The organism is Klebsiella sp. K5-204 (genome assembly GCF_030128585.1).
GTDB lineage: Bacteria > Pseudomonadota > Gammaproteobacteria > Enterobacterales > Enterobacteriaceae > Klebsiella > Klebsiella quasipneumoniae.
The window spans coordinates 286,679-312,273 of sequence record NZ_JAKUZS010000001.1 but is presented as its reverse complement, the minus strand read 5'-3'; the positions used below and the strand labels follow the sequence as shown (position 1 = coordinate 312,273).

Genomic DNA, 25,595 nt, shown 5'->3' with positions numbered 1-25,595 from the left:
TACGCTGTAAATGTAGATTGCACGGTTCGTGCCAGCCAGCGATAAAAATGCATAAACCGGATGAGATAACGCAATATCAATGAGTTACAACCTGGCGCTATTCACATAAAATGCATACTTAGTGAATAAGTATCCGATAAAGGGGGATGAACAGTGATTAAAGAAGATAAGTTATGCAAAGGTAAGATATAATTCTGTAATTGTGATCTTCTGCGAAATTTATCGTAGCTATTTGCCCTTTTTTGGCGCGGCGTGCCCGCAAAAGGGGCACCCACGGCACGCTCATGCGCAGCGATTGGCAGAATGACGCATCGGATGGCAGCCAGCCTGGCGAATTTCTGCTACCATCCCTGCACTATTCACCTTGCACAGTGGCAGCGACTATGAAATTCGTCTCTTTTAATATCAACGGCCTGCGCGCCCGCCCACACCAACTGGCCGCCATCGTCGAAAAGCACCAGCCGGACGTGATTGGCCTGCAGGAAACCAAAGTTCACGACGATATGTTCCCTCTCGAAGAGGTCGCCAGACTCGGCTATAACGTCTTTTATCACGGCCAGAAAGGCCATTATGGCGTCGCTCTGCTGACCAAAGAGACGCCGATTGCCGTCCGCCGCGGTTTCCCGGACGATGGCGAAGAGGCTCAGCGCCGCATCATCATGGCCGAGATCCCGTCGCCGTTCGGTAACGTTACGGTGATTAATGGTTATTTCCCGCAAGGTGAAAGCCGCGATCATGAAACCAAATTCCCGGCCAAAGCGGCGTTCTATCAGAATCTGCAGAACTACCTGGAGACCGAGCTCAATAAAGAGAATCCGGTGCTGATCATGGGCGATATGAACATCAGCCCTACCGATCTCGACATCGGTATCGGTGAAGAGAACCGCAAACGCTGGCTGCGCACCGGTAAATGTTCCTTCCTGCCGGAAGAGCGGGAATGGATGGACCGCCTGCTGGGCTGGGGCCTGGTGGATACCTGGCGTCAGGCTAACCCGGACAATCAGGAGCACTTCTCGTGGTTTGATTACCGCTCCAAAGGCTTCGACGATAACCGCGGGCTGCGCATCGACCTGCTGCTGGCCAGCCAGCCTCTGGCCCAGCGCTGCGTGGAGACCGGAATCGATTATGAGATCCGCGGGATGGAAAAACCGTCCGACCACGCGCCGGTGTGGGCCACCTTCCGGCCGTAAGCCACGTCCTGACCTGCCTCCCGCCGCGCGGGGGGCAGAATTTCCTGAGCAAAATCAACAAAGCGACGGTAAACCATTGTGGCCGTCGTCTGAACAGGATACTGTCGCGCGCACTTTTTAATGTCCACCGCGTCCAGGCTGTACAGGAGACCCCTTCATGAAAAAGAAGCCATCATCCGGCCATTGGTAAAGGGCTGGGACTCATCGCGCTGGCGGCCACGCTGGCCGTTATCAGCCACCGCGTCGGTCTCCACGATCTGCTGACTCACCTGCATCTGCTGCAGGAGACCCTGCGCCATCAGGGCGCCTGGGGCTATCTGGTCTATGCAGCGCTGTTTATCATTGCCACCCTGTGCCTGATCCCCGGCAGCCTGCTGGTGATCGCCGGCGGAATACTCTTCGGCCCGCTGACCGGCTCTCTGCTCTCGTTTGCCGCCGCCACTGTCGCCTCTTCGCTGTCGTTTTTGATCGCCCGCTGGCTTGGGCGCGATCTGCTGCAGCGCTATGTGGGCCATACCGCCGTCTTCCAGGCCATTGAGCGCGGTATCGCCCGCAGCGGCAGCGATTTTCTGATCCTCACCCGCCTGGTGCCGCTCTTTCCCTACAACATTCAGAATTACGCCTACGGCCTGACGGCGATCCCCTTCTGGCCTTTTACCCTGATCTCCGCCGTGACCACCCTGCCGGGCCTGGTGATCTATTCGGTGATGGCCAGCGAACTGGCTCGCGAGGGGGCGACCTTCGCCTTCGCGCTCAAGCTGAGCCTCGCCGGCGGGCTGCTGTTTGCCCTGGTGCAGATGGGCAAACGGTTTGCCCGCGCCCGCCGTGTGGCAACGCCCGGCGAGGAGGTGCGCCATGACCCGACCTGATCGCCGTCACCTGCGCCGCGCCCGGCTGGCTCTCGCCGTGGTGGCCGTTGCCGCTCTGGCCGCCTGGCTGTGGTTCCCCGGCGGGCGAGCCTTTCTGCAGCACAGCCTGACGGCGCTAGCGTCGCTGGATCCCCAGCATGTTAAAGACTTTATCGCCGCCTGGGGGGCGCAGGCGGCGCTGGTCTCTTTTGCGCTGATGATCCTCCAGGCGATCGTCGCCCCGCTGCCGGCCTTCCTGATAACCCTGGCGAACGCCGCGCTGTTCGGCGCCTTCTGGGGCGGCGCGCTGTCGTGGTTCAGCGCCATGGTCGGCGCCGGGCTCTGCTTCTGCATCGCCAGAGCGCTGGGGCGCGAGGTGGTGGAGAAACTCACCGGCCGCACGGTGCTGCGCAGCGTCGACGGCTATTTCGCCCGCTTTGGCCCGCAGACGATCCTGGTCTGTCGCCTGCTGCCGTTTGTCCCTTTTGATCCGGTCAGCTATGCCGCCGGACTGACTTCGCTGCGCTTCTGGCCCTTTATGCTGGCCACCGGCGTGGGACAGCTGCCGGCGACCATCGTCTATTCCTGGGCCGGGAGCCTGCTGACCGGAGGCGCCTTCTGGCTGGCCACTGGCCTTTCGCTGCTTTTTGCCCTGGCGGTGGTCATCTCCATCGCCAAAAATATTTACCGTGAACGTCATAAGAGATCGTCGCCATGAGCTTACCCCCGCTGGATACTGTCCCCCTGATCCTTCGTCCGCAGGCCTGGCTGCACCGTCGTCATTACGGCCAAGTGCTGAGCCCCATTCGCTGGTGGGGACGGATCCCGTGGCTGTTTTACCTGGTCTCGCTGTTCGTGGGCTATATTGAACGCCGCCGCTCGCCGCTGGATCCGGTGCTGCGCTCGCTGGTCAGCGCCCGCATCGCCCAGCTGTGCCACTGCGAATTCTGCATCGATATCACCAGCATGACCCTCGCGGCGCGGAGCGGAGGTCGCGACAAACTGCTGGCGGTCGCCGACTGGCGCAACAGTACGCTGTTTAGCGAGCAAGAGCGTCTGGCGCTGACCTATGCCGAAGCCGCCAGTCAGACGCCGCCGGAGGTGGATGATGCCCTGCGCAGCGCGATGACGGCGCATTTTGACGCCCGGGCGCTCACCGAGCTGACCGCCCTGATTGGCCTGCAAAATTTATCAGCGCGGTTCAACGCCGCGATGGCGATCCCGGCCCAGGGGCTGTGCAAGATACCCCCCTCTTCCCCGCATAATAAGGAGTAACGATGCGCCGTTTGCGTGATTTCAGCCTCTGTCTGTACCTGCTGCTGCTCTGGCCGCTGGTGGTGAATGCCGACGACAGCTGGCGGCAGACCCAGACGGAAGCCCGTGGCCAGACCGTCTGGTTTAACGCCTGGGGCGGCGACCCGGCCGTTAACCGCTATCTGACGTGGGTCAGCGAGGAGGTCAAACGACACTACGCGATCGACCTGCGTATTGTCCCCATCGCCGACGCCGCCGACGCGGTGAAACGCATCCAGACTGAGGCGCAGGCTGGCCGTCGCCGCGGCGGTTCGGTGGATTTGCTGTGGATCAACGGCGAAAACTTTCACACCCTAAAACAGGCCAACCTGCTGCTCACCGGCTGGGCCGAATCGCTGCCCAACTGGCGCTATGTCGATCGGCAAAAGCCGGTTCAGGAAGATTTTTCTGTCGCCACCGAGGGCGCCGAGTCGCCGTGGGGCAGCGCCCAGCTGACGTTTATCGCCCGCCGCGAACAAACCCCGCAGCCTCCCACCAGCCCGCAGGCGCTGCTGGCCTTCGCCAGAGCCCATCCGGGCAGCGTAACCTACCCGCGGCCACCGGACTTCACCGGTACCGCCCTGCTGGAGCAACTGCTGATCGCCCTCACCGACCAGCCTGCCGCCCTGCGCCAGCCGCCTCAGACGGCGACTTTCGCGGCGGTCACCGCCCCGCTGTGGCGCTATCTCGATACGCTGCACCCGGCGCTGTGGCGGGCGGGCAAGGATTTCCCGGCGTCGCCGGCGCGGATGGACGCCATGCTCAACCAGGGCACCCTCCGCCTGTCGCTGACGTTTAATCCGCTCCATGCCCGGCAGAAGGCCGCCAGCGGGGAGTTACCGGCGGACAGCTACAGCTTCGGCTTTACCGGAGGGACCCTCGGCAACGTCCATTTCGTGACTATTCCGGCCAACGCGCGCGCCGTCGCCGCCGCCAAAGTGGTGGCCAATTTCCTGCTCTCCCCTGAGGCGCAATTGCGCAAGGCGGATGCCGCCGTCTGGGGCGATCCAAGCGTCCTGGACCCGCAGCGTCTACCTGACAAGCAGCGCCAGGCGCTGGCGGCCACCCTGCCGCAGGATCTGCCGCCGGTGCTTGCCGAGCCGCACGCGGCGTGGGTTGACGCACTGGAGCAGGAATGGCTGCGCCGCTACGGTACCCACTGATCCTGCTGGCCTGGGGGACGATGGCGGCAATCTATCTGCCCTTATTCCCCGCCGCCGCAGGGCTGGTGTGGCCGGCGCTCTCCCCGGTCCACTGGCGGGCGCTGTTCGCCGACCCGCAGCTGGGCCAGGCGCTGGCCGCCACCCTTGTTTCCACGCTGCTGTCCGTCGGCGGCGCGTTACTGATCGCCCTGACCATCGTCGCCGCCCTCTGGCCTTCGGCCCGCTGGCGGCGACTGGCTTCCCGCCTGCCCTTGCTGCTGGCGGTGCCCCATCTTGCCCTGGCGACGGCGGCGCTGCTGCTGTTCGCCGAAGGCGGCTGGATCTGGCAGCGGCTGCCGTTTTTGACGCCGCCGGTCGACCGGTACGGCATCGGGCTTGGCCTGACGATGGCCCTGAAAGAGAGCGCCTTTGTGCTGTGGGTGATCTACGGCCTGCTGGGGGAGGCGCGCCTCGCCGACCAGGCGACAGCGCTAAAGAGCCTCGGCTACGGCCGCTGGCAGTGCCTGCGCTGGCTGGTGCTGCCTGGGCTGCTGCCCGCCCTCGGCATGGTGCTGCTGGCCGCCGCGGCCTGGAGCCTGTCGACGGTAGACGTCGCCCTGGTGCTGGGGCCCGGCAATCCACCCACCCTCGCCGTGCTGGCGTGGCAGTGGTTAAGCCAGGGCGATGACCTGCAGCAGGCGAAAGGGGCGCTGGCCAGCCTGCTGCTGCTGGCGATCCTCGGCGGGCTGGCGCTGGTCGCCTGGGGCGGATGGCGGCTACAGCGTCGACGCCTGCCCGATCTGCGCGGCGTTCGGCATCCCCATCCCCACGCCCTGCCCGGCCGCCTGCTGGCGAGTGCCCTGCCGCTGAGCGGCCTGCTGTGCGCGCTATTGCTGGCGGGGCTGGCGCGCTCGGCGCCGCCGCAGATCGAGGCATTGATTAACAGCCTTGGTCTGGCGCTGGCGGCCTGCGCCCTCGGCGCGGCCGTCTGCCTGCTGTGGCTGGCCTGCGGTCCGGCACGGAGAGATGGCTGGGTCTGGCTGCCGCTGGTGCTGCCGGCCCTGCCGCTGGCCGACGGCCAGTACCGGCTGGCGCTGTACGCCTGGCTAGACGGCGAATGGTGGACCGTCCTGTGGGGCCATCTGCTGTGGGTGGTGCCGTGGATGCTGTTTATTTTGCGCCCGGCCTGGCGCCAGCGCGATCCGCGGATGGCGGTGATCGCCCGCACGCTCGGCTGGGATCCCACGCGTATTTTCTGGCTGCTGACCCTGCCCTCGCTGACCCGCCCGCTGCTGACCGCCCTGGCGGTGGGTTTCTCGGTGAGCATTGCGCAGTATCTGCCAACGCTATGGCTGGGGGCAGGCCGTATCCCGACGCTCACCAGCCAGGCGGTGGCGCTCAGCGGCGGCGGCGAGGCGCAGACGCTCGCCGCCCAGGCGCTGTGGCAATTACTGCTGCCGGCGGTATGCTTTACCCTGACGGCCCTGCTGGCCTGGCTGGCGGGCCGCTATCGACGAGGACTTCGCTAGTGCTAACCGTAAACCATCTGACCCTGAGCGTGAAACGTCAGCCGCTGCTGCGGGAGGTCGCCTTCTCGGTGGCCCCGGGTGAAGTGCTGACGCTGATGGGCCCTTCCGGCAGCGGAAAATCGACGCTGTTTGCATGGATGATTGGCGCTCTGGCCGGCGACTTCCGCGCCGAGGGCGAGCTGTGGCTCAACGATCGGCGCTGCGATACGTTGCCGACGGAGCGCCGGCGCATCGGCATCCTGTTTCAGGACCCGTTGCTGTTCGACCATTTCAGCGTCGGGCAAAATTTACAGCTGGCGCTACCGGAAAGCGTGCGCGGCGAGGCGCGAAAAGCCGCGGTGGAGCAGGCGCTCAGTCGCGCCGGGCTGCATGGCTTCGCCGTGCGCGACCCGGCCACGCTCTCCGGCGGACAGCGGGCGCGGGTGAGTCTGCTGCGCGCCCTGCTGGCGCGCCCCGAGGCGCTGCTGCTGGATGAGCCCTTCAGCCGCCTGGATGCTACCCTGCGCGCCGCGTTCCGCCGCTGGGTATTTGAGGAACTGGCCCGCCAGGCCATTCCGGCGATCCTGGTGACCCACGATCGCGAGGACTGTCCGCCGACGGGGCGGTGCCTGGCGATGGAGCGCTGGCAATGAAGCGCAATAGCGTGCAAACCTGCGTTACCGCAAAGAAATCAACGCCAGGCAAGCGGAGAATACGCCCTCCACTTTTTACCGTCGGGCATTTCGATGAAACGTGTTTCTCAATTGACCGCACTCGCCCTGCTCATGGGGCTTGCTGCTACCACCACCTGCGCCGCTGAAACCATGCCAGCGCTCACCCTCTCCCACCTGCAACAGCAGCACGGCGTGGCCATCGACACCCGCCTGAGCGCTTATTACAACGGCTGGCCGCAGCACGTCAACGGCCCGGAAGGGCATGAGCCGCAGGCGCTGAACCTTTCCGCCCGCTGGCTCGGCGCCATGAGCGACGAGCAGCTCCAGGGCTGGGCTAAGCAGTACCAGCTCCAGCCCGATACCCCCATCGCGCTGTACGGCAGTCCTGAGGATAACGCCAGCGTCGCGGCGCGACTGAAACAAGCGGGCTTCACCCGGCTCAACGTCCTGAGCGACGCTCTGAGCCAGGGCGACCGTCTGCAAAAGCTGCCGCACTTTGAACAGCTGGTCTACCCGCAGTGGCTGCACGATCTGCAGCAAGGGAAAAGCGTGGCTGCCGCCCCGGCCGGCGACTGGAAAGTGTTTGAGGCCGCCTGGGGAGCGCCGAAGCTCTATCTGCTGAGCCATATCCCGGGCGCGGGCTATATCGACACCAATGAGGTGGAGAGCGAACCGCTGTGGAATAAAGTCTCCGATGCGCAGCTGAAGGCGATGCTGGCGAAGCACGGCATCCGCCATGACACCACGGTGATCCTCTACGGTCGCGACGTCTACGCCGCGGCGCGGGTGGCGCAGATCATGCTGTACGCCGGCGTCAAAGACGTGCGCCTGCTGGACGGCGGCTGGCAGACCTGGTCCGACGCCGGTCTGCCGGTGGCGCGCGGCATGCCGCCGACGCCGCAGACGGCGCCGGATTTTGGCGCGCCGATCCCCGGCCAGCCGCAGCTGATGCTGGATACCGGGCAGGCCCGCGGTCTGCTGCACCGCCAGGACGCCTCGCTGGTCAGCGTCCGCTCGTGGCCGGAGTTTATCGGCACCACCAGCGGCTACAGCTATATCAAACCGAAGGGCGACATCGCCGGCGCCCGCTGGGGCCATGCCGGAAGCGACTCCACGCACATGGAAGACTTCCATAACCCGGACGGCACCATGCGCAGCGCCGACGATATCGCCGCCCTGTGGCGCCAGTGGAACATCCTGCCTGACCAGCAGGTGGCGTTCTATTGCGGAACCGGCTGGCGGGCCTCGGAAACCTTCATGTATGCCCGGGCCATGGGCTGGCCGCACGTCGCCGTCTATGACGGCGGCTGGTACGAATGGAGCAGCAACCCGCACAATCCGGTCGCCCGCGGAGAACGCGGCCCGGAAAGCAGCCAGTAACGCGTCCCACCCGCGCGCGTCGTCCCCTGCCGGCGACGCGCAATTTCCCGCTCACGCCACCCGCTTTAAGGTCTGGTAGCCGCTGGCGATACGCGTCGCCGTCGTCAGCCAGCATAGCGCGCCAAACAGCCACGCCAGCCAGGCGAAATGCGCCGGAAACAAGCAGCTGAGGACAAACAGCAGGATAGTCTCCGTCCCCTCCGTCAGCCCCCCGAGATAGTGCAGCGATTTATGGGCATAGCCGGGATTGGCGATCTGGTGCTTTGCCGCCAGCGCGGCAAAGGCGAGAAAGCTGCTGCCGGTGCCGATAAAGGCAAACAGCAGCCAGCCCCCCGCCAGCGCGTTATTCTGCGGATCCGCCAGGATAAAACCGAACGGCACCAGGGCATAGAAGAGAAAATCCAGTGAGATATCGAGAAAACCGCCGGCGTCGCTAAGCCCGCGCCGCCGCGCCAGGGCGCCGTCCAGGCCGTCCAGCAGGCGGTTGAGAAGAATGGCCGCCAGCGCCGCGCCATACCACCCTAATGCCAGAAATGGCAGAGCCAGCGCGCCGATGGCAAAACCGAGCAGCGTCAGCCCGTCTGGCGAAATGCCCGGGCGGTCAAGCGCGCCGGCGGCAGTGTTAAGCAGAGGTTTGAGGCGAGGATGCAGGTGGCTATCAAGCACGGGGGTCTCCAGCAGAGTTGGCGGTTGTCAGTGAAGGTCTATGGCGGTGATAATAGGCCAGTTTGGTCTTATTAACGTTGATGCTTATGCTAAAAATGATTGAAGTTGTCGCCGCCATTATTGAACAGGATGGCAAAATTCTGCTGGCGCAGCGCCCGCCCCACGCCGACCAGCCGGGAATGTGGGAATTCGCCGGCGGCAAAGTGGAGCCGGGTGAAAGCCAGCCGCAGGCGCTGGCCCGGGAGCTGCGGGAGGAGATGGGCATCATCGCCCACCCGGCATGCTATATCGCCAGCCATCAGCGGGAAGTCTCCGGTCGCCAGATCCATCTGCACGCCTGGTGGGTACCGAACTTTCAGGGCGCGCCGCTGGCCCACTATCACAGCCAGCTGCGCTGGTGCCTTCCTGCCGACGCCTTAACCCTCGATCTCGCCCCGGCCGATATCCCCCTCCTGCACGCCTTTATCGCCCAGCGCCCGTCCCTTTCTCCCCGCTGATCCGCTCGCCGCCTCGTCATCGTTTTTAGTTATGACGGGCGGGCAATTATAAATTTTGCTGACGGCTTAATTTTTCCTTGCTTGCCTAAGGATTAGCGGTGTTATAGTCGGAAAATCGGTTTTTTCAAGGACCGAATCATAATAAATACACGCAACCACAACCATAAGGGGAACTTATATCTATGGATCAGACGTGCACTCTGGAAGGCTTTCTCACCCGCGTTCAACAGCGCGATCCTCATCAAACCGAATTTGCTCAAGCCGTCCGGGAGGTCATGACCACCCTGTGGCCTTTCCTTGAGGAAAATCCGCGCTATCGTCAGCTTGCTTTGCTGGAACGTCTGGTGGAACCGGAGCGCGTGATCCAGTTCCGCGTGGTGTGGGTGGACGACCGCAATCAGGTCCAGGTCAACCGCGCGTGGCGCGTGCAGTTCAACTCGGCCATCGGCCCGTATAAGGGCGGGATGCGCTTCCATCCGTCGGTGAATCTGTCGATTCTCAAATTCCTTGGCTTCGAGCAGACCTTCAAAAACGCCCTGACCACCCTGCCGATGGGCGGCGGGAAAGGCGGCAGCGATTTCGATCCTAAAGGCAAGAGCGATGGCGAAGTGATGCGCTTCTGCCAGGCGCTGATGACCGAGCTCTATCGTCATCTTGGCCCGGATACCGACGTACCGGCGGGCGATATCGGCGTCGGCGGCCGCGAGGTCGGCTTTATGGCCGGCATGATGCGCAAACTCTCTAACAACAGCGCCTGCGTCTTCACCGGTAAAGGCCTCTCCTTCGGCGGCAGCCTGATCCGTCCGGAAGCCACCGGTTTCGGCCTGATCTACTTCACCGAAGCAATGCTCAAACGTCACGGCCTCGGCTTCGAAGGCGCTCGCGTGGCGGTCTCCGGCTCCGGCAACGTCGCGCAATACGCCATTGAGAAAGCGATGGAGCTCGGCGCGCGGGTGGTCACCGCCTCCGACTCCAACGGCACCGTCGTTGACGAGGCGGGCTTCACCAAAGAAAAACTGGCCCGCCTGATCGACATCAAAGAGCGTGCCCACGGCCGGGTGGCCGACTACGCCCGCGAGTTTGGCCTCACCTATCTCGAAGGCCAGCAGCCATGGTCAGTGCCGGTGGATATCGCCCTGCCTTGCGCCACTCAGAACGAACTGGACGTCGATGCCGCCCGCCAGCTGATTGCCAACGGCGTGAAGGCCGTGGCGGAAGGCGCCAACATGCCGACCACCATCGCCGCGACCGATCTGTTCCTTGAAGCTGGCGTGCTGTTTGCCCCGGGCAAAGCGGCCAACGCCGGCGGCGTGGCGACGTCCGGTCTGGAGATGGCGCAGAACGCCGCACGCATGGGCTGGAAAGCGGAAAAAGTGGATGCCCGCCTGCATCACATTATGCTGGATATCCACCACGCCTGCGTGCAGTACGGCGGTGAAGCGAAGCAGACCAACTACGTGCGCGGCGCCAATATCGCCGGTTTCGTGAAGGTGGCGGATGCCATGCTCGCCCAGGGCGTGATTTAACCTCCCCTGACGCCCTCCCGGCGGCTGCCCGCCGGGAGGCGTCTCACGACGTCATCGTGATCACCACTTTCCCCAGATGCTGACCACTGTCCAGACAGGCATGCGCTTCGGCAATCTCCGCCATCGGGTAGCTGGCGTAGATCATCGGCTTGCATTTCCCTGCCTCAAGCAGCGGCCAGACGTGGCGCCGCAGCGCCTCGGCAATCTCCTGTTTCTCCGCCGTCGTCCGGCCGCGCATGGTGGAGCCGGTGACGGTCGCCCGCTTGAGCATCAGGGTCTGAATATCCACCTCATGAGCGATTCGCCCGCCCATAAAGCCGATGATGACCAGCCGCCCGTCCTTTTTCAGTAGCCCCAGGTTGCGGTTAAAGTAAGGGCCGCCCACGATATCCAGAATGACATCCACCCCTTCATCGTTGGTCAGTTGGTGAATTTTCTCTGCGAAATCTTCGGTTTTGTAGTTGATCGCCGTGGCGTAGGGTCGCAGCGCGGCAATTTTTTCGTCCTGGCCGACGGTGGCATAGACGCTCATCCCCAGCGCGTGACACAGCAGGACCGCGGTGGTGCCAATCCCGCTGGCGCCGCCGTGGATCAGAATGCTCTCGCCGGACTGCAGCTTACCGAGCTGGAAAACGTTCGCCCACACCGTGAAGAAGGTTTCCGGAATGGCGGCCGCTTCGCTAAAGCTGAGGCCCGCCGGGATCGGCAGCGTCTGGCCTGCCGGGACGGCGCAGTATTCGGCATACCCGCCGCCGTTTGTCAGCGCGCAGACGCGATCCCCGGGGGCAAAGGTTGTGACCTGCGCGCCGACCTTCACGACCACACCCGCCACCTCGAGGCCGGGCACGGGGGTGACGCCCTCAGGCATAGGGTACAGCCCCTGGCGCTGCAGAATATCCGGCCGGTTGACGCCCGCCGCTTTCACCTCGATGAGCACCTCATGCTCCCCGACGGTGGGGATCTCACCTTCGCGGATCTGCAATACTTCCGGGCCGCCCGGTTGGCTGATAGCGATATATTTCACGGGTCCTCCTTATCGCCTGGGAGAGAAATGAGCAACGGCATCGGGAAGGGCAATGGGCATCCCTGTTTTGAGAGGGTCGTCAACCCCTTCCCGGCTGTTTAGTGTAGACCATTGACCTGGCGGGGGGAGAAACGGCGGCCGCGGGGAAGCGCATCCTCGCGGCCGCCGGGCGGGTTATTGCGGCGGCGGCGCGGCATCGTCTGCCGCTTTTTTGCCTTTCGCTTTGCCTTTGCCCTTACTGAAGGATTTTTTCGCCCCGCCAGGCGCCACCAGACCGCGGAACTGGCGCACCGGCGTGCTGCGCGCCTGCTCGATCAGCTGATACAGCGTCCCCACCAGCGGCTGCATAAAGTCCTGATAGCGGCACTGTTTCTCGCTGATTTGCGTCAATACCGACTCCCAGTGGGCGGTCATGTCCGGTCGCCCGGCCATCTCCGGCAGGGAATGAATCAGCGCCCTTCCGGCCTCCGAGGAGTGAATATAGCGCCCCTTTTTGCTCAGGAAACCGCGCTTAAACAGCAGTTCGATAATCCCGGCGCGGGTTGCTTCGGTGCCGAGGCCGTCGGTGGCGCGGAGGATCTTCTTCAGATCTTTATCCTGCACGAAGCGGGCAATCCCGGTCATCGCCGACAGCAGCGTGGCGTCGGTAAAGTGGCGCGGCGGCTGCGTCTGGCGCTCCACCACCTCGCCCCTCTCGCACAGCAGTTCATCGCCTTTGGCCACCACCGGCAGCGGCGTGCCGTCGTTCTCTTCATCGCGCTCTTTGCTGCCAAGCAGCGTCCGCCAGCCCGCCTCGGCCAGAAAACGCGCTTTGGCGACAAATTTGCCGTTGGCGATCTCAAGGTCAATCTGGCATTTACGGAACACCGCGTCAGGGCAGAACTGCATCAGATACTGCCGGGCGATCAGAGTGTAGACCTTCGCTTCGTTATCGGTGAGTTTGACCTGGCTGCTGCGGGCGGTCGGGATAATCGCATGGTGCGCGTCGACCTTTTTATCATCCCAGCAGCGGTTGCGGATCTCCGGATCCACCACCGGCTGCGGCAGCAGATCCGCCGCATGGACGGCAATCGCATTCAGCACCGCATGGCGGCCGGCGAAATGCTCTTCCGGCAGGTAGCGGCTGTCCGAACGCGGATAGGTGATGAGCTTGTGGGTTTCATACAGCTTCTGGCAGATATCCAGCACGTTTTGCGCGCTGAAGCCGAAACGTTTGGCCGCCTCAATCTGCAGCGCCGACAGCGAAAACGGCAGCGGCGCGGGTTCGGAATCGCGCTTATCGTTATAGCCGGTCACCAGCGCCGGCTGGCCTTCGATACGCTTAACCACGTGCTCGGCCAGCGGACGATGCAGCAGGCGCCCTTCTTCATCCTGGTAAGGTTCGCAGGCTTCGCTCGGCACCCAGGTCGCGACAAAGCGCTCCTCCTGCGGCGTGACGATATGCGCTTTGACGTCGAAGAAATCTTTGGCGACGAAATTTTCAATCTCTTCATCGCGGCGCACCACCAGGCCGAGCACCGGGGTCTGCACCCGCCCCACGGAGAGCACCCCCTGATAGCCGGCGTTGCGCCCCAGCAGAGTATAGGCCCGGGTCATATTGATGCCGTACAGCCAGTCGGCGCGCGCCCGCGCCAGCGCCGACACGCAAAGCGGCACAAACTCGCTGTTGGCGCGCAGGCGGTTGATCGCCCGCTCCACCGCCTGCGGGTTGAGATCGTTTATCAGACAGCGCTGCACCTGCTGGCGCTTCTCCGGCGCCAGCTGCAGGTAGTCGAGGACCTCGTCCACCAGCAGTTGCCCCTCACGGTCGGGGTCGCCAGCGTGGATAACCTCCTCTGCGTCGCCGAGCAGGCGCTTGATCACATTCAGCTGTTTGGTGACCGAAGGTTTGGGCTGCAGCTGCCATTTCTCCGGCACAATCGGCAGGTCGGTGAGATTCCAGCGGGCATAGCGGCTGTCATAGACGTCCGGCTGCGCCTGCTCCAGCAGATGGCCGATACACCAGGTGACCACCTGCCCGTTGCCGCACTCAATATAGCCATCGCCTTTGCGGTGCGGTTTAGGCAACACATCGGCGATAGCCCGACCGAGACTCGGTTTTTCTGCAATAAACAACCGCATCGAATCAACGGATCTCGATCATCGGTCGCCCGCCACGGGCGGTCACCAGTTCGCCGATGGCGGCCAGCTTAATACCGAACTCCGCCGCGGCGGCCTGGACTTCCGCCTCCGCCTCCGGGGTCACCGCCAGCAGCAGACCGCCTGAGGTCTGTGGGTCGCACAGCAGATCGAGCCACGCCGTCGGCATCTCGCCCATCAAATGGCCGTAGCTGGCAAAGTTGCGCCCGGTGCCGCCCGGCACCGCGCCGGCGGCGATATACTCCTCCACCCCCGGCAGTTTCGGGATATCGGCATAGCGCAGTTGCGCCTGCACGCCGGCCCCGCGGCACACCTCGCTGAGGTGGCCGAGCAGGCCAAAGCCGGTGACGTCGGTCATCGCCTTCACCCCGTCGATAGCGGCAAACGCGGCGCCGGCGAGGTTCATCTGGCACATGGTCTCCGTCGCCAGCCCCTGATGCTCTGGCTTGAGCAGCGATTTTTTCTCCGCGGTGGTCAGCACGCCGATCCCCAGCGGTTTGGTGAGATACAGTTTGCAGCCCGCCTGCGCGGTGCTGTTTTTCTTGATGCGCTCGGTGGGCACCACGCCGGTGACCGCCAGACCAAAGATCGGCTCAGGAGCGTCAATGGAGTGGCCGCCCGCCAGCGCGATCCCGGCCTGCTGGCAGGCAAAGCGCCCGCCCTCCACCACGTCGCGGGCGATTTCCGGCGCCAGGGTGTTGATCGGCCAGCCGAGAATGGCAATCGCCATAATCGGTTTCCCGCCCATGGCGAAAATATCGCTGATGGCGTTGGTGGCGGCAATGCGGCCAAAGTCGAACGGATTATCGACAATCGGCATAAAGAAGTCGGTGGTGCTGACGATTGACGTGCCATTACCAAGATCGTAAACGGCGGCATCATCGCTGGTTTCGTTGCCGACAAGCAGGTTCGGGTCGACAAACTTCGCCTGCTCGCTATGCAGGATGGTTTCCAGCACTTTCGGGGAAATTTTACAACCACAACCGGCTCCGTGGCTGTATTGCGTTAAACGAATGGCTTGCTCGCTCATGGACATCTCCTGTCATTGCAATCCCGCTATGTTAGCGCCCAAACGTCAGGGTGGTAAGTACGACAGTCTGAAATCGCGTATGGTTGCTCATTAAGCAGACAAAAAGCCGTTTTTGCGAGACGCGGCAATTTTTTCCCGACCATTTTCACTTTTACTTAAAGATGACAGAAATGTGACAACCCAGGACTGTCTTCTCTGGAATGATTATGACGTAAGGAAATTCTAATGAAAAAGCGTGTTCTTGCCCTTTGCCTGGCCAGTTTCTTCTCCGTTAACGCCTTCGCGCTGGTTCCCCCCGGTAACGATGTCACCACCAAGCCCGATCTCTACTATCTGACCAATGCCCAGGCCATCGACAGCCTGGCGCTGTTGCCGCCGCCGCCGGCGGTGGGCAGTATCGCGTTCTTAAACGATCAGGCGATGTATGAGCAGGGGCGCCTGCTGCGCAACACCGAGCGCGGGAAGCTGGCGGCAGAAGATGCCAACCTCAGCGCGGGCGGCGTGGCTAACGCTTTCTCCAGCGCCTTTGGCTCGCCGATCACCGAAAAGGACGCGCCGCAGCTCCATAAGCTGCTGACCAATATGATTGAAGACGCCGGCGATCTGGCGACCCGCGGCGCGAAAGAGAAGTATATGCGCATTCGCCCGTTTGCCTTCTACGGTGTCTCCACCTGCAACACCACCGAGCAGGACAAGCTGTCGAAGAACGGCTCTTACCCATCCGGGCATACCTCCATCGGCTGGGCCACCGCCCTGGTGCTGGCGGAGATCAACCCGCAGCGGCAGAACGAAATTTTGAAGCGCGGCTATGAGCTCGGCGAGAGCCGGGTGATCTGCGGCTATCACTGGCAGAGCGATGTCGATGCGGCGCGCATCGTCGGCTCCGCGGTGGTCGCCACGCTGCACACCAACCCGGCCTTCCAGCAGCAGTTGCAGAAAGCCAAAGACGAATTCGCCAAAACGCAGAAGTAACGTCATCGTCGTTGAACTCCCGGATACGGCGCCTGGCGCGCCTTGTCCGGGCTACCTTTGGGGCGGCAGGCCGGGTAAGGCGCACGCCGCCGCCCGGCATAGATGCGGCTCCGAGCCTGCTGCCATCGCCCGGCGGCGCTGTGCTTGCGCGGGCCTACATTAAGGGGTATCCGTCTGATATAAGGATGGTTATGTAGGCCGGGTAAGACGCAGCCGCCACCCGGCGTAACACGCGCTGACTCAGAATCGCGTCACAAACGGCGCGGTATCCGGCAGGGCAATGGTGGTTGAGGCTTTCAGCTGCGGCGTGCCCAGATAGAGGAAGCCGACGATTTTATCCTGCTCGCGGCACCCGAAGCCGGCCCGCACCACCGGGCTCTCGGTCAATGCTCCGCTGCGCCAGATGCCGTTGAATCCCTGGGCCAGGGCCGCCATCTGCATCGCCATCACCGCGCAGCCAGCGGACATCTCCTGCTCCCAGCGCGGCACCTTCGGGTGGTCTTCACAGCGCGCCACTACGGTAATGATCAGCGGCGCGCGAAACGGCGCATTGCGGGCTTTCTCTATGCCCTTCTCATCCTGGCCGGCCTCCCGGGCCCCCTTTTCCAGCAGCTGACTAAAGCGTTCGCGGCCGGCATCGGCGATGATGTAAAAGCGCCACGGCTGCAGGGCGCCATGATCCGGGGCGCGCAGCCCGGCGCGCAGAATGTTTTCCAGCTGTTCGCCGGCCGGGGCCGGTTCCGCCAGGCGGGAAGCGCTGCGGCGATTAAGCAGTAGGTCGAGAGCATCCATCTGTATAACTCCTGTGATGTCATTTTTCATAAAATTAACATGCACAAGGATTTTGTTACAGCGCGGTCGGTGATTCCTGCTGACAACCGACGGCTCACTCTTTAGGATAGCCAGACGCGGCGGCCCCTGCGGCCTGCCCATTTTTAGATAACGTTAGGGAGAATACATGCGAACCCTTTGGCGACTGATTGCCAGCTTTTTTAAATGGACGTGGCGGATACTCAACTTTATTCGCAAACTGGCCCTCAATGCGATCTTCCTGGTGCTGGTGCTGGTGTGTATCGGCATCTGGAGCCAGTTCAGCAGCACCACCAGCGAACATGCTGCGCGCGGCGCGCTGCTGCTGGATATTACCGGCGTGGTGGTGGATAAACCGTCCGCCAGCAGCAAGCTCGGCGTAATTGGCCGCCAACTGTTTGGCGCCAGCTCGGACCGTCTGCAGGAGAATTCTCTGTTCGATATCGTGCAGACCATCCGTCAGGCGAAGGATGACCGTAATATCACCGGTATTGTGCTGGATCTGAAAAACTTCGTCGGCGGCGATCAGCCCTCCATGCAGTACATCGGTAAAGCGCTGCGCGAATTCCGCGACAGCGGCAAACCGGTGTATGCCGTCGGCAGCAGCTACAGCCAGGGCCAGTACTACCTGGCGAGCTTTGCCAACAAAATCTGGCTCTCTCCGCAGGGCGAGGTGGACCTGCACGGCTTCGCCACCAACGGGCTGTACTACAAGTCGCTGCTGGATAAGCTGAAAGTCTCCACCCATGTCTTCCGTGTCGGCACCTATAAATCCGCCGTCGAGCCTTTCATTCGCGATGACATGTCCCCTGCCGCCCGCGAAGCGGACAGCCGCTGGATTGGCGAACTGTGGCAGAACTACCTCAACACCATCGCCGCCAACCGGCAGATCACCGCCCAGCAGCTCTTCCCGGGCGCCCAGGGCATTATCGATGGCCTGCGTAAGGTGGGCGGCGATACGGCGAAATATGCGCTGGACAATAAGCTGGTGGATGAGCTGGCGACCTCCACGGAAGTGGAAAAGGCGCTGACCAAACAGTTTGGCTGGAGCAAAGCGGATAACAATTACCGGGCGATCAGCTATTACGACTACAACGTGAAGACACCGTCTGACCAGGGTTCCGCCATCGCGGTGATCTTCGCCAACGGCGCCATCATGGACGGCGAGGAGACCCCGGGCAACGTCGGCGGCGACACCACCGCTGCGCAAATTCGCGATGCGCGCCTCGACCCGAAAATTAAGGCCATCGTCCTGCGCGTCAACAGCCCGGGCGGCAGCGTGACCGCCTCGGAAATCATTCGCGAAGAGCTGGCGGCGGCCAAAGCCGCGGGTAAACCGGTGGTCGTTTCAATGGGCGGCATGGCGGCCTCCGGCGGCTACTGGATCTCCACGCCGGCGGACTACATTGTCGCGAACCCAAGCACCCTCACCGGCTCCATCGGCATCTTTGGGGTGATCAACACCGTGGAAAACACCCTTGGGTCGATTGGCGTCCATACCGACGGCGTCGCCACGTCGCCGCTGGCGGATATCTCCAGCACCAAAGCGCTGCCGCCGGAAGTGCAGCAGCTGATGCAGTTGAGCATTGAGAACGGCTATCAACGCTTTATCACCCTGGTGGCTAACGCGCGTAAGAGCACGCCGGAGAAAATCGACCAGATTGCCCAGGGCCACGTCTGGACCGGGGAAGATGCCAAAGCCAACGGTCTTGTCGACAGCCTCGGCGACTTCGACGACGCGGTGGCCAAGGCCGCCGAGCTGGCGAAGCTGAAAACCTGGCACCTCAACTACTATCAGGAAGAGCCCACCTTCTTCTCGATGGTGCTGGACAGCCTGACCGGTTCGGTACGCGCCTCGCTGCCGGCCGCCATTCAGGCCTGGCTGCCTGCGCCGGTGGCCGCGGCAGCCGAGACGGTGAAAGCCGAAAGCGACAAGCTGGCGGCGTTTAACGACCCGCAGAACCGCTATGCCTTCTGCCTGACCTGCGCCAACATCCGTTAATAGGCAGCGGCTGCCCCGTCTCCCGGGGCAGCCTTTTTTCCGCACCTGCCAGCGCCGCCACAAAGCGAGCGGCCAACACTGTATTTTTTCCTCCGTCTCTTTATACTGCGCCTGTCTACGACCAACCTAAGCGATGCTATGCAAAAAAAATCGATTTACGTTGCCTACACCGGTGGGACCATCGGTATGCAGCGCTCTGAACACGGCTATGTACCCGTTTCCGGCCATCTCCAGCGTCAACTGGCGCTGATGCCTGAGTTCCATCGCCCGGAGATGCCGGACTTCACGATCCATGAATACCATCCGCTGATGGATTCATCCGATATGACCCCTGAGGACTGGCAGCACATCGCCGACGATATCCGCAGCCATTACGAGGAGTATGATGGCTTTGTGATCCTCCACGGTACCGACACCATGGCGTTTACCGCCTCTGCGCTGTCGTTCATGCTGGAAAACCTCGGCAAACCGGTGATTGTGACAGGGTCACAAATCCCGCTGGCCGAGCTGCGCTCCGACGGCCAGATCAACCTGCTCAATGCCCTGTACGTCGCCGCCAACTATCCGATTAACGAAGTGGCGCTGTTCTTCAACAATCGGCTGTTCCGCGGCAACCGTACCACTAAAGCCCATGCCGACGGCTTTGACGCCTTCGCCTCGCCAAACCTCGCGCCGCTGCTGGAGGCCGGGATCCATATCCGCCGTCTCGGTACCCCGCCGGCGCCGCAGGGCTGCGGAGAGCTTATCGTGCACCCCATCACCCCGCAGCCGATTGGCGTGGTGACGATTTACCCCGGCATCTCCGCCGACGTGGTGCGTAATTTCCTGCGCCAGCCGGTGAAAGCGCTGATCCTCCGCTCCTACGGCGTCGGCAATGCGCCGCAGAATGGCGAGTTTATTCAGGTGCTGGCGGAAGCCAGCCAGCGCGGCATTGTGGTGGTCAACTTGACGCAGTGTATGTCCGGTAAAGTGAACATGGGCGGCTATGCCACCGGCAATGCCCTCGCCCAGGCGGGAGTCATCAGTGGTTTCGATATGACGGTGGAAGCGACGCTGACCAAGCTACACTATCTGCTGAGCCAGCAGCTGGACGTTGACGCCATTCGCGCGGCGATGCAGCAGAATCTGCGTGGCGAACTGACCCCTGACGAAGCTTAAGGAGGACGTATGGCGCATCGAGCGCTGTTACTGGTTGATTTGCAGAACGACTTCTGCGCCGGCGGCGCGCTGGCGGTTCCCGAAGGCGACAGCACCGTCGAGGTGGCCAATGCGCTTATCGACTGGAGTCTGGCGCGCGGCGAGCCCATCGTCGCCAGCCAGGACTGGCACCCGGCGGATCACGGCAGCTTCGCCAGCCAGCACCAGGTGGAACCCTACACCCAGGGCGACCTGGATGGCCTGGCGCAAACTTTCTGGCCGGATCACTGCGTTCAGCACAGCGAAGGCGCGGCGCTGCATCCCCTGCTCAAGCAGCAGGCCATCGCCGCCGTGTTCCACAAAGGGCAAAACCGGGTCATCGACAGCTACAGCGCTTTTTTTGACAACGGTCACCGGCAGAAAACTGAACTGGACGGCTGGCTGCGTGGTCAGGGGATCGTGGAGCTGACCGTGCTCGGCCTCGCCACCGATTACTGCGTTAAGTTCACCGTGCTGGATGCCCTGGCGCTGGGCTACGCGGTCAACGTCATCACCGACGGCTGCCGCGGGGTGAATCTTCAGCCGCAGGACAGCAGCCAGGCGTTTATGGAGATGGCCGCCGCAGGCGCCACGCTCTATACCCTCGACGACTGGCGGGAAACCCACGCCTGATCCCTCCCCCGGCGCGTCCGCGCCGGGGGCTTCTTCTGCCGCTTCGTTATCGTCCATAAATTGAACTCTCTCGCAGTTTCAACAGGTTATTGCTGGTAGTCTGGCAAGGTTGTTTTTTCGCCACGCCATTTCCGTGGCGCGGTTATTTTTTTAAGTCAAAGAGGAACCACTATGAAACGTTTGCCCTTGCTGGCAGCCTTGCCCCTGCTTTGCGCTTCCGCGCTCTCTGCCCAACCGCTGATGTCCGTCGGCTATTTCAACGGCGGCGGCGACGTCACTGCCGGGCCGGGCGGGGATATCGACAAGCTGGACGTCCGGCAGATCACCCATCTCAACTACTCGTTTGGCCTTATCTATAACGATGAAAAAGACGAGACCAACGCAGCCCTGAAGGATCCTGCTCATTTGCATGAGATCTGGCTGTCGCCGAAGGTGCAGGCGGATCTGCAAAAGCTCCCGGCCCTGCGTAAACAGAACCCGGACCTCAAAGTCCTGCTGTCGGTCGGCGGCTGGGGGGCGCGCGGTTTCTCCGGCGCGGCGGCAAGCAAAGAAACCCGGAAGGTGTTTATTCAGTCTGCGCAGGAAATTGTTGAAAAATATGGTCTGGATGGGATTGACCTCGACTGGGAGTTTCCGGTCAACGGCGCCTGGGGGCTGGTTGCCAGTCAACCGGCCGATCGCGATAACTTTACCGCGCTGTTAAAAGAGCTGCGCGCAGCGTTTGGTACCAGGAAACTGGTCACTATCGCCGTGGGCGCCAACGCCGAAAGCCCGAAAAGCTGGGTGGACGTTAAAGCGATTGCGTCATCGCTCGACTACATCAACCTGATGACCTACGACATGGCCTACGGCACGCAGTACTTCAACTCGAACCTGTATGACTCCAGCCACTGGCCGACGGTCGCCGCGGCGGATAAATACAGCGCCGATTTTGTGGTCAACAATTACCTGGCCGCCGGGCTTAAACCCAGCCAGATGAACCTCGGAATTGGTTTTTATGGCCGGGTGCCGAAACGGGCGGTCGAGCCGGGGATTGACTGGAGTAAAGCGGATGCGCAAAAGAACCCGGTCACCCAGCCCTATTTTGGTCCACAGCAGATCGCGCTGTTTGCCTCGCTGGGCTATGACCTGAGCAAAGACACTTACGTGAAATACAATGATATCGTGGGCAAATTGCTCAACGATCCGCAGAAACGCTTTACCGAGCACTGGGACGATGAGGCGAAAGTCCCGTGGCTGTCGGTGCAGTCCGCGGAGGGCAAGCCGCTGTTCGCCCTCTCCTATGAGAACCCGCGCTCGGTGGCCATTAAAGCGGACTACATCAAGGCGAAAGGCCTCGCCGGAGCGATGTTCTGGGAGTATGGCGCCGATGACCAGAACCAGCTGGCCCGCCAGCTGGCGGAATCGCTGGGGATCAAACACTAATCGCGGCTGTTCCGCCGCATCGCCGCCGCCGGGCGGCGTGACGCAGGCAGCATCGCCGGCAATGCAGGTATATCGCGCCGCCCGGGATAGGTTATGATGCCTGTTATCCGCTGCGCCAGGGGCTGGCGCAGCTTAACCGTTTGACAGGAGGCAGGGGGCCATGGCCTATATCCCCAAAAATTACGCACGTCTGGAAGTGGGTTACCGCGAAAAGGCGCTCAAGCTCTTTCCCTGGGTATGCGGACGCTGCTCACGGGAGTTTGTCTACTCCAATCTGCGCGAGCTGACGGTGCACCATATCGATCACGACCACTCCAATAACCCGGAAGATGGCAGCAACTGGGAGATGTTGTGCCTTTACTGTCACGATCACGAACACTCCAAGTACACCGAAGCCGATCAGTATGGCTCCACGGTGGTAGCGGGCGAAGATGCGCAAAAGAGCGTCGGCGAGGCCACCTACAACCCGTTTGCCGACCTGAAAGCGATGATGAATAAAAAGTAAGCGAAGCGACTGACCGCCGGGCGCGGTCGTTGACGCTACCCTTGTCCGGCGCCGGATCACCCGACGCCGGAACGTCTCCCCGCCGGCCGGCGGTTTATTGCAACTTCACGGTGGCGATCGGCTTCGGCACGATGCCGAAATCTTCCTTCAGCTGCTGTTTGCTCTTCATCACCATCTGCCCGCGGGTGTCGATGGTCATATGCTGGGCGTCGGTGTTATACCGGGCCTGCCACAGCATCACCAGCTGCAGGCTGTTTTCCTTCTGCTCCGGCGTCAGCGCCACGCCATCCGGCCATTTTCCCAGCTCTACCGCCGTCGCCAGACGCTGATACACTTCCGGGGTCATGCTGTCGATAATTTGCTCAATATCCATCTTCCGCTCACCTCCACCTGGAATAATTTGCTGAATCGTTTCTTCAACCCTTGATCTGCTCGCCGTTCTGCTCATCGGTGAAGCTGAGCGACGCCGAATTGACACAATAGCGCTCGCCGGTCGGCTGCGGGCCATCCGGAAACACGTGACCGAGATGGGCATCACAATTTCCGCAGCGGATCTCAATGCGCTGCATGCCGTGGGAGCTGTCGTCCAGATAGCGAATGGCCTCTTCGCTTACCGGCTCGTAGAAGCTCGGCCAGCCGCAGCCGGAGTCGTATTTGGTCTGGGAGTTGAACAGCGGCGCATCGCACACCAGGCAGTGATACACGCCATTTTTCTTGTTGTGCAGCAGCCGTCCGGTGAAAGGCGGTTCGGTGCCATGATGTTGGGTCACGTAAAACTGCATTTCGCTCAAGCCGTTTTTCAGCTCTTCCGGGGAGGGTTTATTTGCCATGGGCTTACATCTCGCTTTGCAATGGACAACTTTCGCCCCAATTCTAACAAAACATTAACAATGAAGCGTACACTTTTGTTCTAAACTTATCCGGTGCCCACAGGCAGCCAGATAATTGTGACTTAAATCACGTTTTTATCTTAAATGCCCTTTAAAATTCCGCGCGCAGCCCCCATATGGAATTGGGCTCAAAGGGAGAGTGAGGCAAATCAATCGCGCAAGGTGTGCTCAGGATTGATTTGTCGCAATGATTGACACGATTCCGCTTGACGCTGCGTAAGGTTTTTGTAATTTTACAGGCAACCTTTTATTCACTAACAAATAGCTGGTGGAATATATGACTATCAAAGTAGGTATCAACGGTTTTGGCCGTATCGGTCGCATTGTTTTCCGTGCTGCTCAGAAACGTTCTGACATCGAGATCGTTGCAATCAACGACCTGTTAGACGCAGAGTACATGGCTTACATGCTGAAGTATGACTCCACTCACGGTCGTTTCGACGGCACCGTTGAAGTGAAAGACGGTCATCTGGTCGTTAACGGTAAAAAAATCCGTGTTACCGCTGAACGTGACCCGGCTAACCTGAAGTGGGACGAAGTTGGTGTTGACGTTGTTGCTGAAGCAACCGGTATCTTCCTGACCGACGAAACCGCTCGTAAACACATCACCGCTGGCGCGAAAAAAGTCGTTCTGACTGGCCCGTCCAAAGACAACACCCCGATGTTCGTTCGCGGCGCTAACTTCGACACTTACGCTGGCCAGGACATCGTTTCCAACGCATCCTGCACCACCAACTGCCTGGCACCGCTGGCTAAAGTCATCAACGACAACTTCGGTATCGTTGAAGGCCTGATGACCACCGTCCACGCAACCACCGCTACTCAGAAAACCGTTGATGGCCCGTCTCACAAAGACTGGCGCGGCGGCCGCGGCGCAGCTCAGAACATCATCCCGTCCTCTACCGGCGCTGCTAAAGCAGTAGGTAAAGTACTGCCAGAACTGAACGGCAAACTGACCGGTATGGCGTTCCGCGTTCCGACTCCGAACGTATCCGTTGTTGACCTGACCGTTCGTCTGGAAAAAGCAGCGTCCTACGAAGAAATCAAGAAAGCTATCAAAGCCGCTTCTGAAGGCGCAATGAAAGGCGTTCTGGGTTACACCGAAGACGACGTTGTTTCTACCGACTTCAACGGCGAAGTTTGCACTTCCGTGTTCGATGCTAAAGCAGGTATCGCACTGAACGACAACTTCGTTAAACTGGTTTCCTGGTACGACAACGAAACTGGCTACTCCAACAAAGTTCTGGACCTGATTGCCCACATCTCCAAATAAGTTGAGATGAAAAAGTAATCTGTAAGAGCGACTTCGGTCGCTCTTTTTTTTGTCTGCAGAGATAGGATTGCACAATGATAAATAAAATTTTTGCTCTCCCGGTGAATGAAACCATTTCGCCCGTTATCTCCCGTCGCCAGCTGGACGACCTGGAGCTGATTGTCATCGACCATCCGCAGGTGAAAGCCTCTGTGGCGCTGCAGGGGGCGCACCTGCTCTCCTGGAAACCCGCCGGTGAAGAAGAAGTCCTGTGGCTGAGCAACAACACCCCATTTAAACAGGGCGTCGCCCTGCGCGGCGGCGTGCCGATTTGCTGGCCGTGGTTTGGCCCATCGGCGCAGCAGGGCCTGCCGTCGCACGGCTTTGCCCGCAACCTGCCGTGGACCCTGGAAGGGCATGATGAAGACGACAGCGGCGTGATGTTGACCTTTGCGCTGCAGAACAGCGCTGAAACCATGAAGCTGTGGCCGCATGAGTTCACCCTCTATGCCCGCTTCAAGCTGGGCAAGACCTGCGAAATCGAGCTGGAAGCCCACGGCGAATTCGAGACCACCTCTGCCCTGCACAGCTACTTCAACGTTGGCGATATCGCGGCGGTGAAAGTGAGCGGTCTTGGCGAGCGCTATATCGATAAAGTGAAGAACGCCGAAGAAGGCGTTCTGAACAACGGCGTGCAGACCTTCCCGGATCGTACCGACCGCGTCTATCTCGACGCCGAAGGCTGCAGCGTGATCCGCGACGACGCGCTCAGCCGCACGATCGACGTGGTGCATCATCATCAGCACAACGTGGTGGCCTGGAACCCGGGCCCGGCGCTGTCCGTCAGCATGGGCGACATGCCGGACGATGGCTATAAAACCTTCGTTTGCGTCGAAACCTGCTGCGTGACCCAGCCGCAGAAAGCCAGTGAAGAGACCCCGTCTCGCCTGGCGCAAACCATCAGCGTGAAAAAACGCTAACCGCAAAAAGCCCCGTTTATCACGGGGCTTTTT

Annotated in this window: 26 protein-coding genes; 18 read left to right on the top strand and 8 right to left on the bottom strand. The window is 61.5% G+C overall.

All coding sequences use genetic code 11. From position 1 onward, the window contains the following. Window positions 1–383: 383 nt before the first annotated feature. The gene (gene xthA / locus MKR05_RS01590; protein ID WP_023289293.1) at window positions 384–1,190 is read left to right on the top strand and encodes an exodeoxyribonuclease III; all 807 of its coding nucleotides are present in this window, start codon (window positions 384–386) and stop codon (window positions 1,188–1,190) included. A 155-nt stretch (window positions 1,191–1,345) separates the two neighbouring features. Here the strand turns inward: xthA and MKR05_RS01585 are convergent, their stop codons facing one another. Further along, window positions 1,346–1,489: a hypothetical protein gene (locus tag MKR05_RS01585; RefSeq protein WP_023289292.1), complete on the bottom strand. Its 144-nt coding sequence runs from the start codon at window positions 1,487–1,489 to the stop codon at window positions 1,346–1,348. On the opposite strand from MKR05_RS01585, the gene MKR05_RS01580 reads away from it, so the two are divergent. The 7 genes from MKR05_RS01580 (at window position 1,421) to MKR05_RS01550 (ending at window position 8,035) form a co-directional block, all read left to right on the top strand. Continuing rightward, entirely contained in the window at window positions 1,421–2,059 is a 639-nt protein-coding gene (locus MKR05_RS01580; protein WP_223822588.1) for a TVP38/TMEM64 family protein, read from the top strand. The genes MKR05_RS01585 and MKR05_RS01580 overlap by 69 nt on opposite strands. After that, window positions 2,046–2,756, top strand: a complete 711-nt coding sequence (locus tag MKR05_RS01575) for a TVP38/TMEM64 family protein (protein ID WP_023289290.1) — start codon at window positions 2,046–2,048, stop codon at window positions 2,754–2,756. Before MKR05_RS01580 ends, MKR05_RS01575 begins: the two co-directional genes overlap by 14 nt. Next, window positions 2,753–3,313 (top strand): carboxymuconolactone decarboxylase family protein, encoded by a 561-nt coding sequence (locus tag MKR05_RS01570; RefSeq protein WP_023289289.1) that lies wholly within the window; start codon window positions 2,753–2,755, stop codon window positions 3,311–3,313. The genes MKR05_RS01575 and MKR05_RS01570 overlap by 4 nt, the downstream gene beginning before the upstream one ends. Window positions 3,314–3,315: 2 nt before the next feature. Beyond that, window positions 3,316–4,494: an ABC transporter substrate-binding protein gene (locus tag MKR05_RS01565; RefSeq protein WP_130952532.1), complete on the top strand. Its 1,179-nt coding sequence runs from the start codon at window positions 3,316–3,318 to the stop codon at window positions 4,492–4,494. Further along, complete coding sequence (locus MKR05_RS01560) at window positions 4,467–6,002, top strand: ABC transporter permease subunit (protein ID WP_238875512.1); 1,536 nt, start codon at window positions 4,467–4,469, stop codon at window positions 6,000–6,002. The genes MKR05_RS01565 and MKR05_RS01560 overlap by 28 nt, the downstream gene beginning before the upstream one ends. Beyond that, the gene (locus MKR05_RS01555; protein WP_023289286.1) at window positions 6,002–6,634 is read left to right on the top strand and encodes an ATP-binding cassette domain-containing protein; all 633 of its coding nucleotides are present in this window, start codon (window positions 6,002–6,004) and stop codon (window positions 6,632–6,634) included. Before MKR05_RS01560 ends, MKR05_RS01555 begins: the two co-directional genes overlap by 1 nt. A 93-nt stretch (window positions 6,635–6,727) precedes the next feature. Further along, window positions 6,728–8,035: a sulfurtransferase gene (locus MKR05_RS01550; RefSeq protein WP_124074151.1), complete on the top strand. Its 1,308-nt coding sequence runs from the start codon at window positions 6,728–6,730 to the stop codon at window positions 8,033–8,035. A gap of 51 nt (window positions 8,036–8,086) precedes the next feature. Here the strand turns inward: MKR05_RS01550 and MKR05_RS01545 are convergent, their stop codons facing one another. Beyond that, complete coding sequence (locus MKR05_RS01545; RefSeq protein WP_072422037.1) at window positions 8,087–8,701, bottom strand: CDP-alcohol phosphatidyltransferase family protein; 615 nt, start codon at window positions 8,699–8,701, stop codon at window positions 8,087–8,089. A gap of 86 nt (window positions 8,702–8,787) precedes the next feature. Between MKR05_RS01545 and MKR05_RS01540 the strand changes: the two genes are divergently transcribed. Both MKR05_RS01540 and gdhA read left to right on the top strand, forming a co-directional pair. Beyond that, window positions 8,788–9,198, top strand: a complete 411-nt coding sequence (locus MKR05_RS01540) for a pyrimidine (deoxy)nucleoside triphosphate diphosphatase (RefSeq protein ID WP_023289283.1) — start codon at window positions 8,788–8,790, stop codon at window positions 9,196–9,198. Window positions 9,199–9,380: 182 nt separating this feature from the next. Beyond that, window positions 9,381–10,724: an NADP-specific glutamate dehydrogenase gene (gene gdhA / locus MKR05_RS01535; protein ID WP_284118035.1), complete on the top strand. Its 1,344-nt coding sequence runs from the start codon at window positions 9,381–9,383 to the stop codon at window positions 10,722–10,724. A gap of 43 nt (window positions 10,725–10,767) precedes the next feature. On the opposite strand, the gene MKR05_RS01530 is transcribed toward gdhA, so the two are convergent. The 3 genes from MKR05_RS01530 to selD all read right to left on the bottom strand — a co-directional run bounded on the left by MKR05_RS01530 (window position 10,768) and on the right by selD (window position 14,917). Beyond that, entirely contained in the window at window positions 10,768–11,748 is a 981-nt protein-coding gene (locus MKR05_RS01530) for an NAD(P)H-quinone oxidoreductase (protein WP_072413017.1), read from the bottom strand. 174 nt (window positions 11,749–11,922) lie between these two features. After that, window positions 11,923–13,869 carry a DNA topoisomerase III gene (locus MKR05_RS01525; RefSeq protein ID WP_023289280.1) on the bottom strand — a complete coding sequence of 649 codons (1,947 nt, stop codon included), beginning with the start codon at window positions 13,867–13,869 and terminating at the stop codon, window positions 11,923–11,925. A 4-nt stretch (window positions 13,870–13,873) separates the two neighbouring features. Beyond that, on the bottom strand, window positions 13,874–14,917 hold the full coding sequence (gene selD, locus MKR05_RS01520; protein WP_284118034.1) for a selenide, water dikinase SelD: 1,044 nt from the start codon (window positions 14,915–14,917) through the stop codon (window positions 13,874–13,876). 225 nt (window positions 14,918–15,142) lie between these two features. Here selD and phoC point away from each other — a divergent pair, with 225 nt between their 5' ends. Then, the gene (gene phoC / locus MKR05_RS01515) at window positions 15,143–15,889 is read left to right on the top strand and encodes an acid phosphatase PhoC (RefSeq protein WP_008807621.1); all 747 of its coding nucleotides are present in this window, start codon (window positions 15,143–15,145) and stop codon (window positions 15,887–15,889) included. A gap of 240 nt (window positions 15,890–16,129) precedes the next feature. Here the strand turns inward: phoC and MKR05_RS01510 are convergent, their stop codons facing one another. After that, entirely contained in the window at window positions 16,130–16,681 is a 552-nt protein-coding gene (locus tag MKR05_RS01510) for an NAD(P)H nitroreductase (protein WP_064154871.1), read from the bottom strand. Window positions 16,682–16,847: 166 nt separating this feature from the next. Between MKR05_RS01510 and sppA the strand changes: the two genes are divergently transcribed. The 5 genes from sppA (at window position 16,848) to yajD (ending at window position 22,440) form a co-directional block, all read left to right on the top strand. After that, window positions 16,848–18,701, top strand: a complete 1,854-nt coding sequence (sppA, locus tag MKR05_RS01505; RefSeq protein ID WP_004203792.1) for a signal peptide peptidase SppA — start codon at window positions 16,848–16,850, stop codon at window positions 18,699–18,701. 138 nt (window positions 18,702–18,839) lie between these two features. Beyond that, on the top strand, window positions 18,840–19,859 hold the full coding sequence (ansA, locus tag MKR05_RS01500) for an asparaginase (RefSeq protein WP_032452508.1): 1,020 nt from the start codon (window positions 18,840–18,842) through the stop codon (window positions 19,857–19,859). A gap of 9 nt (window positions 19,860–19,868) precedes the next feature. Continuing rightward, complete coding sequence (gene pncA, locus MKR05_RS01495) at window positions 19,869–20,510, top strand: bifunctional nicotinamidase/pyrazinamidase (RefSeq protein ID WP_048334778.1); 642 nt, start codon at window positions 19,869–19,871, stop codon at window positions 20,508–20,510. Window positions 20,511–20,681: 171 nt separating this feature from the next. Then, on the top strand, window positions 20,682–21,935 hold the full coding sequence (locus MKR05_RS01490) for a glycoside hydrolase family 18 protein (protein ID WP_032452507.1): 1,254 nt from the start codon (window positions 20,682–20,684) through the stop codon (window positions 21,933–21,935). Window positions 21,936–22,095: 160 nt separating this feature from the next. After that, complete coding sequence (yajD, locus tag MKR05_RS01485) at window positions 22,096–22,440, top strand: HNH nuclease YajD (protein WP_002901254.1); 345 nt, start codon at window positions 22,096–22,098, stop codon at window positions 22,438–22,440. A 94-nt stretch (window positions 22,441–22,534) separates the two neighbouring features. On the opposite strand, the gene MKR05_RS01480 is transcribed toward yajD, so the two are convergent. Together MKR05_RS01480 and msrB are read right to left on the bottom strand one after the other, a co-directional pair. Beyond that, window positions 22,535–22,813 carry a YeaC family protein gene (locus MKR05_RS01480; RefSeq protein ID WP_004203787.1) on the bottom strand — a complete coding sequence of 93 codons (279 nt, stop codon included), beginning with the start codon at window positions 22,811–22,813 and terminating at the stop codon, window positions 22,535–22,537. Window positions 22,814–22,856: 43 nt separating this feature from the next. Beyond that, on the bottom strand, window positions 22,857–23,270 hold the full coding sequence (gene msrB / locus MKR05_RS01475; RefSeq protein ID WP_004203786.1) for a peptide-methionine (R)-S-oxide reductase MsrB: 414 nt from the start codon (window positions 23,268–23,270) through the stop codon (window positions 22,857–22,859). A gap of 337 nt (window positions 23,271–23,607) precedes the next feature. Here msrB and gapA point away from each other — a divergent pair, with 337 nt between their 5' ends. Further along, window positions 23,608–24,603 (top strand): glyceraldehyde-3-phosphate dehydrogenase, encoded by a 996-nt coding sequence (gene gapA, locus MKR05_RS01470; protein WP_004203784.1) that lies wholly within the window; start codon window positions 23,608–23,610, stop codon window positions 24,601–24,603. A 74-nt stretch (window positions 24,604–24,677) separates the two neighbouring features. After that, window positions 24,678–25,562 (top strand): D-hexose-6-phosphate mutarotase, encoded by an 885-nt coding sequence (locus MKR05_RS01465; RefSeq protein ID WP_060591059.1) that lies wholly within the window; start codon window positions 24,678–24,680, stop codon window positions 25,560–25,562. The last annotated feature ends 33 nt before the right edge of the window (window positions 25,563–25,595 follow it).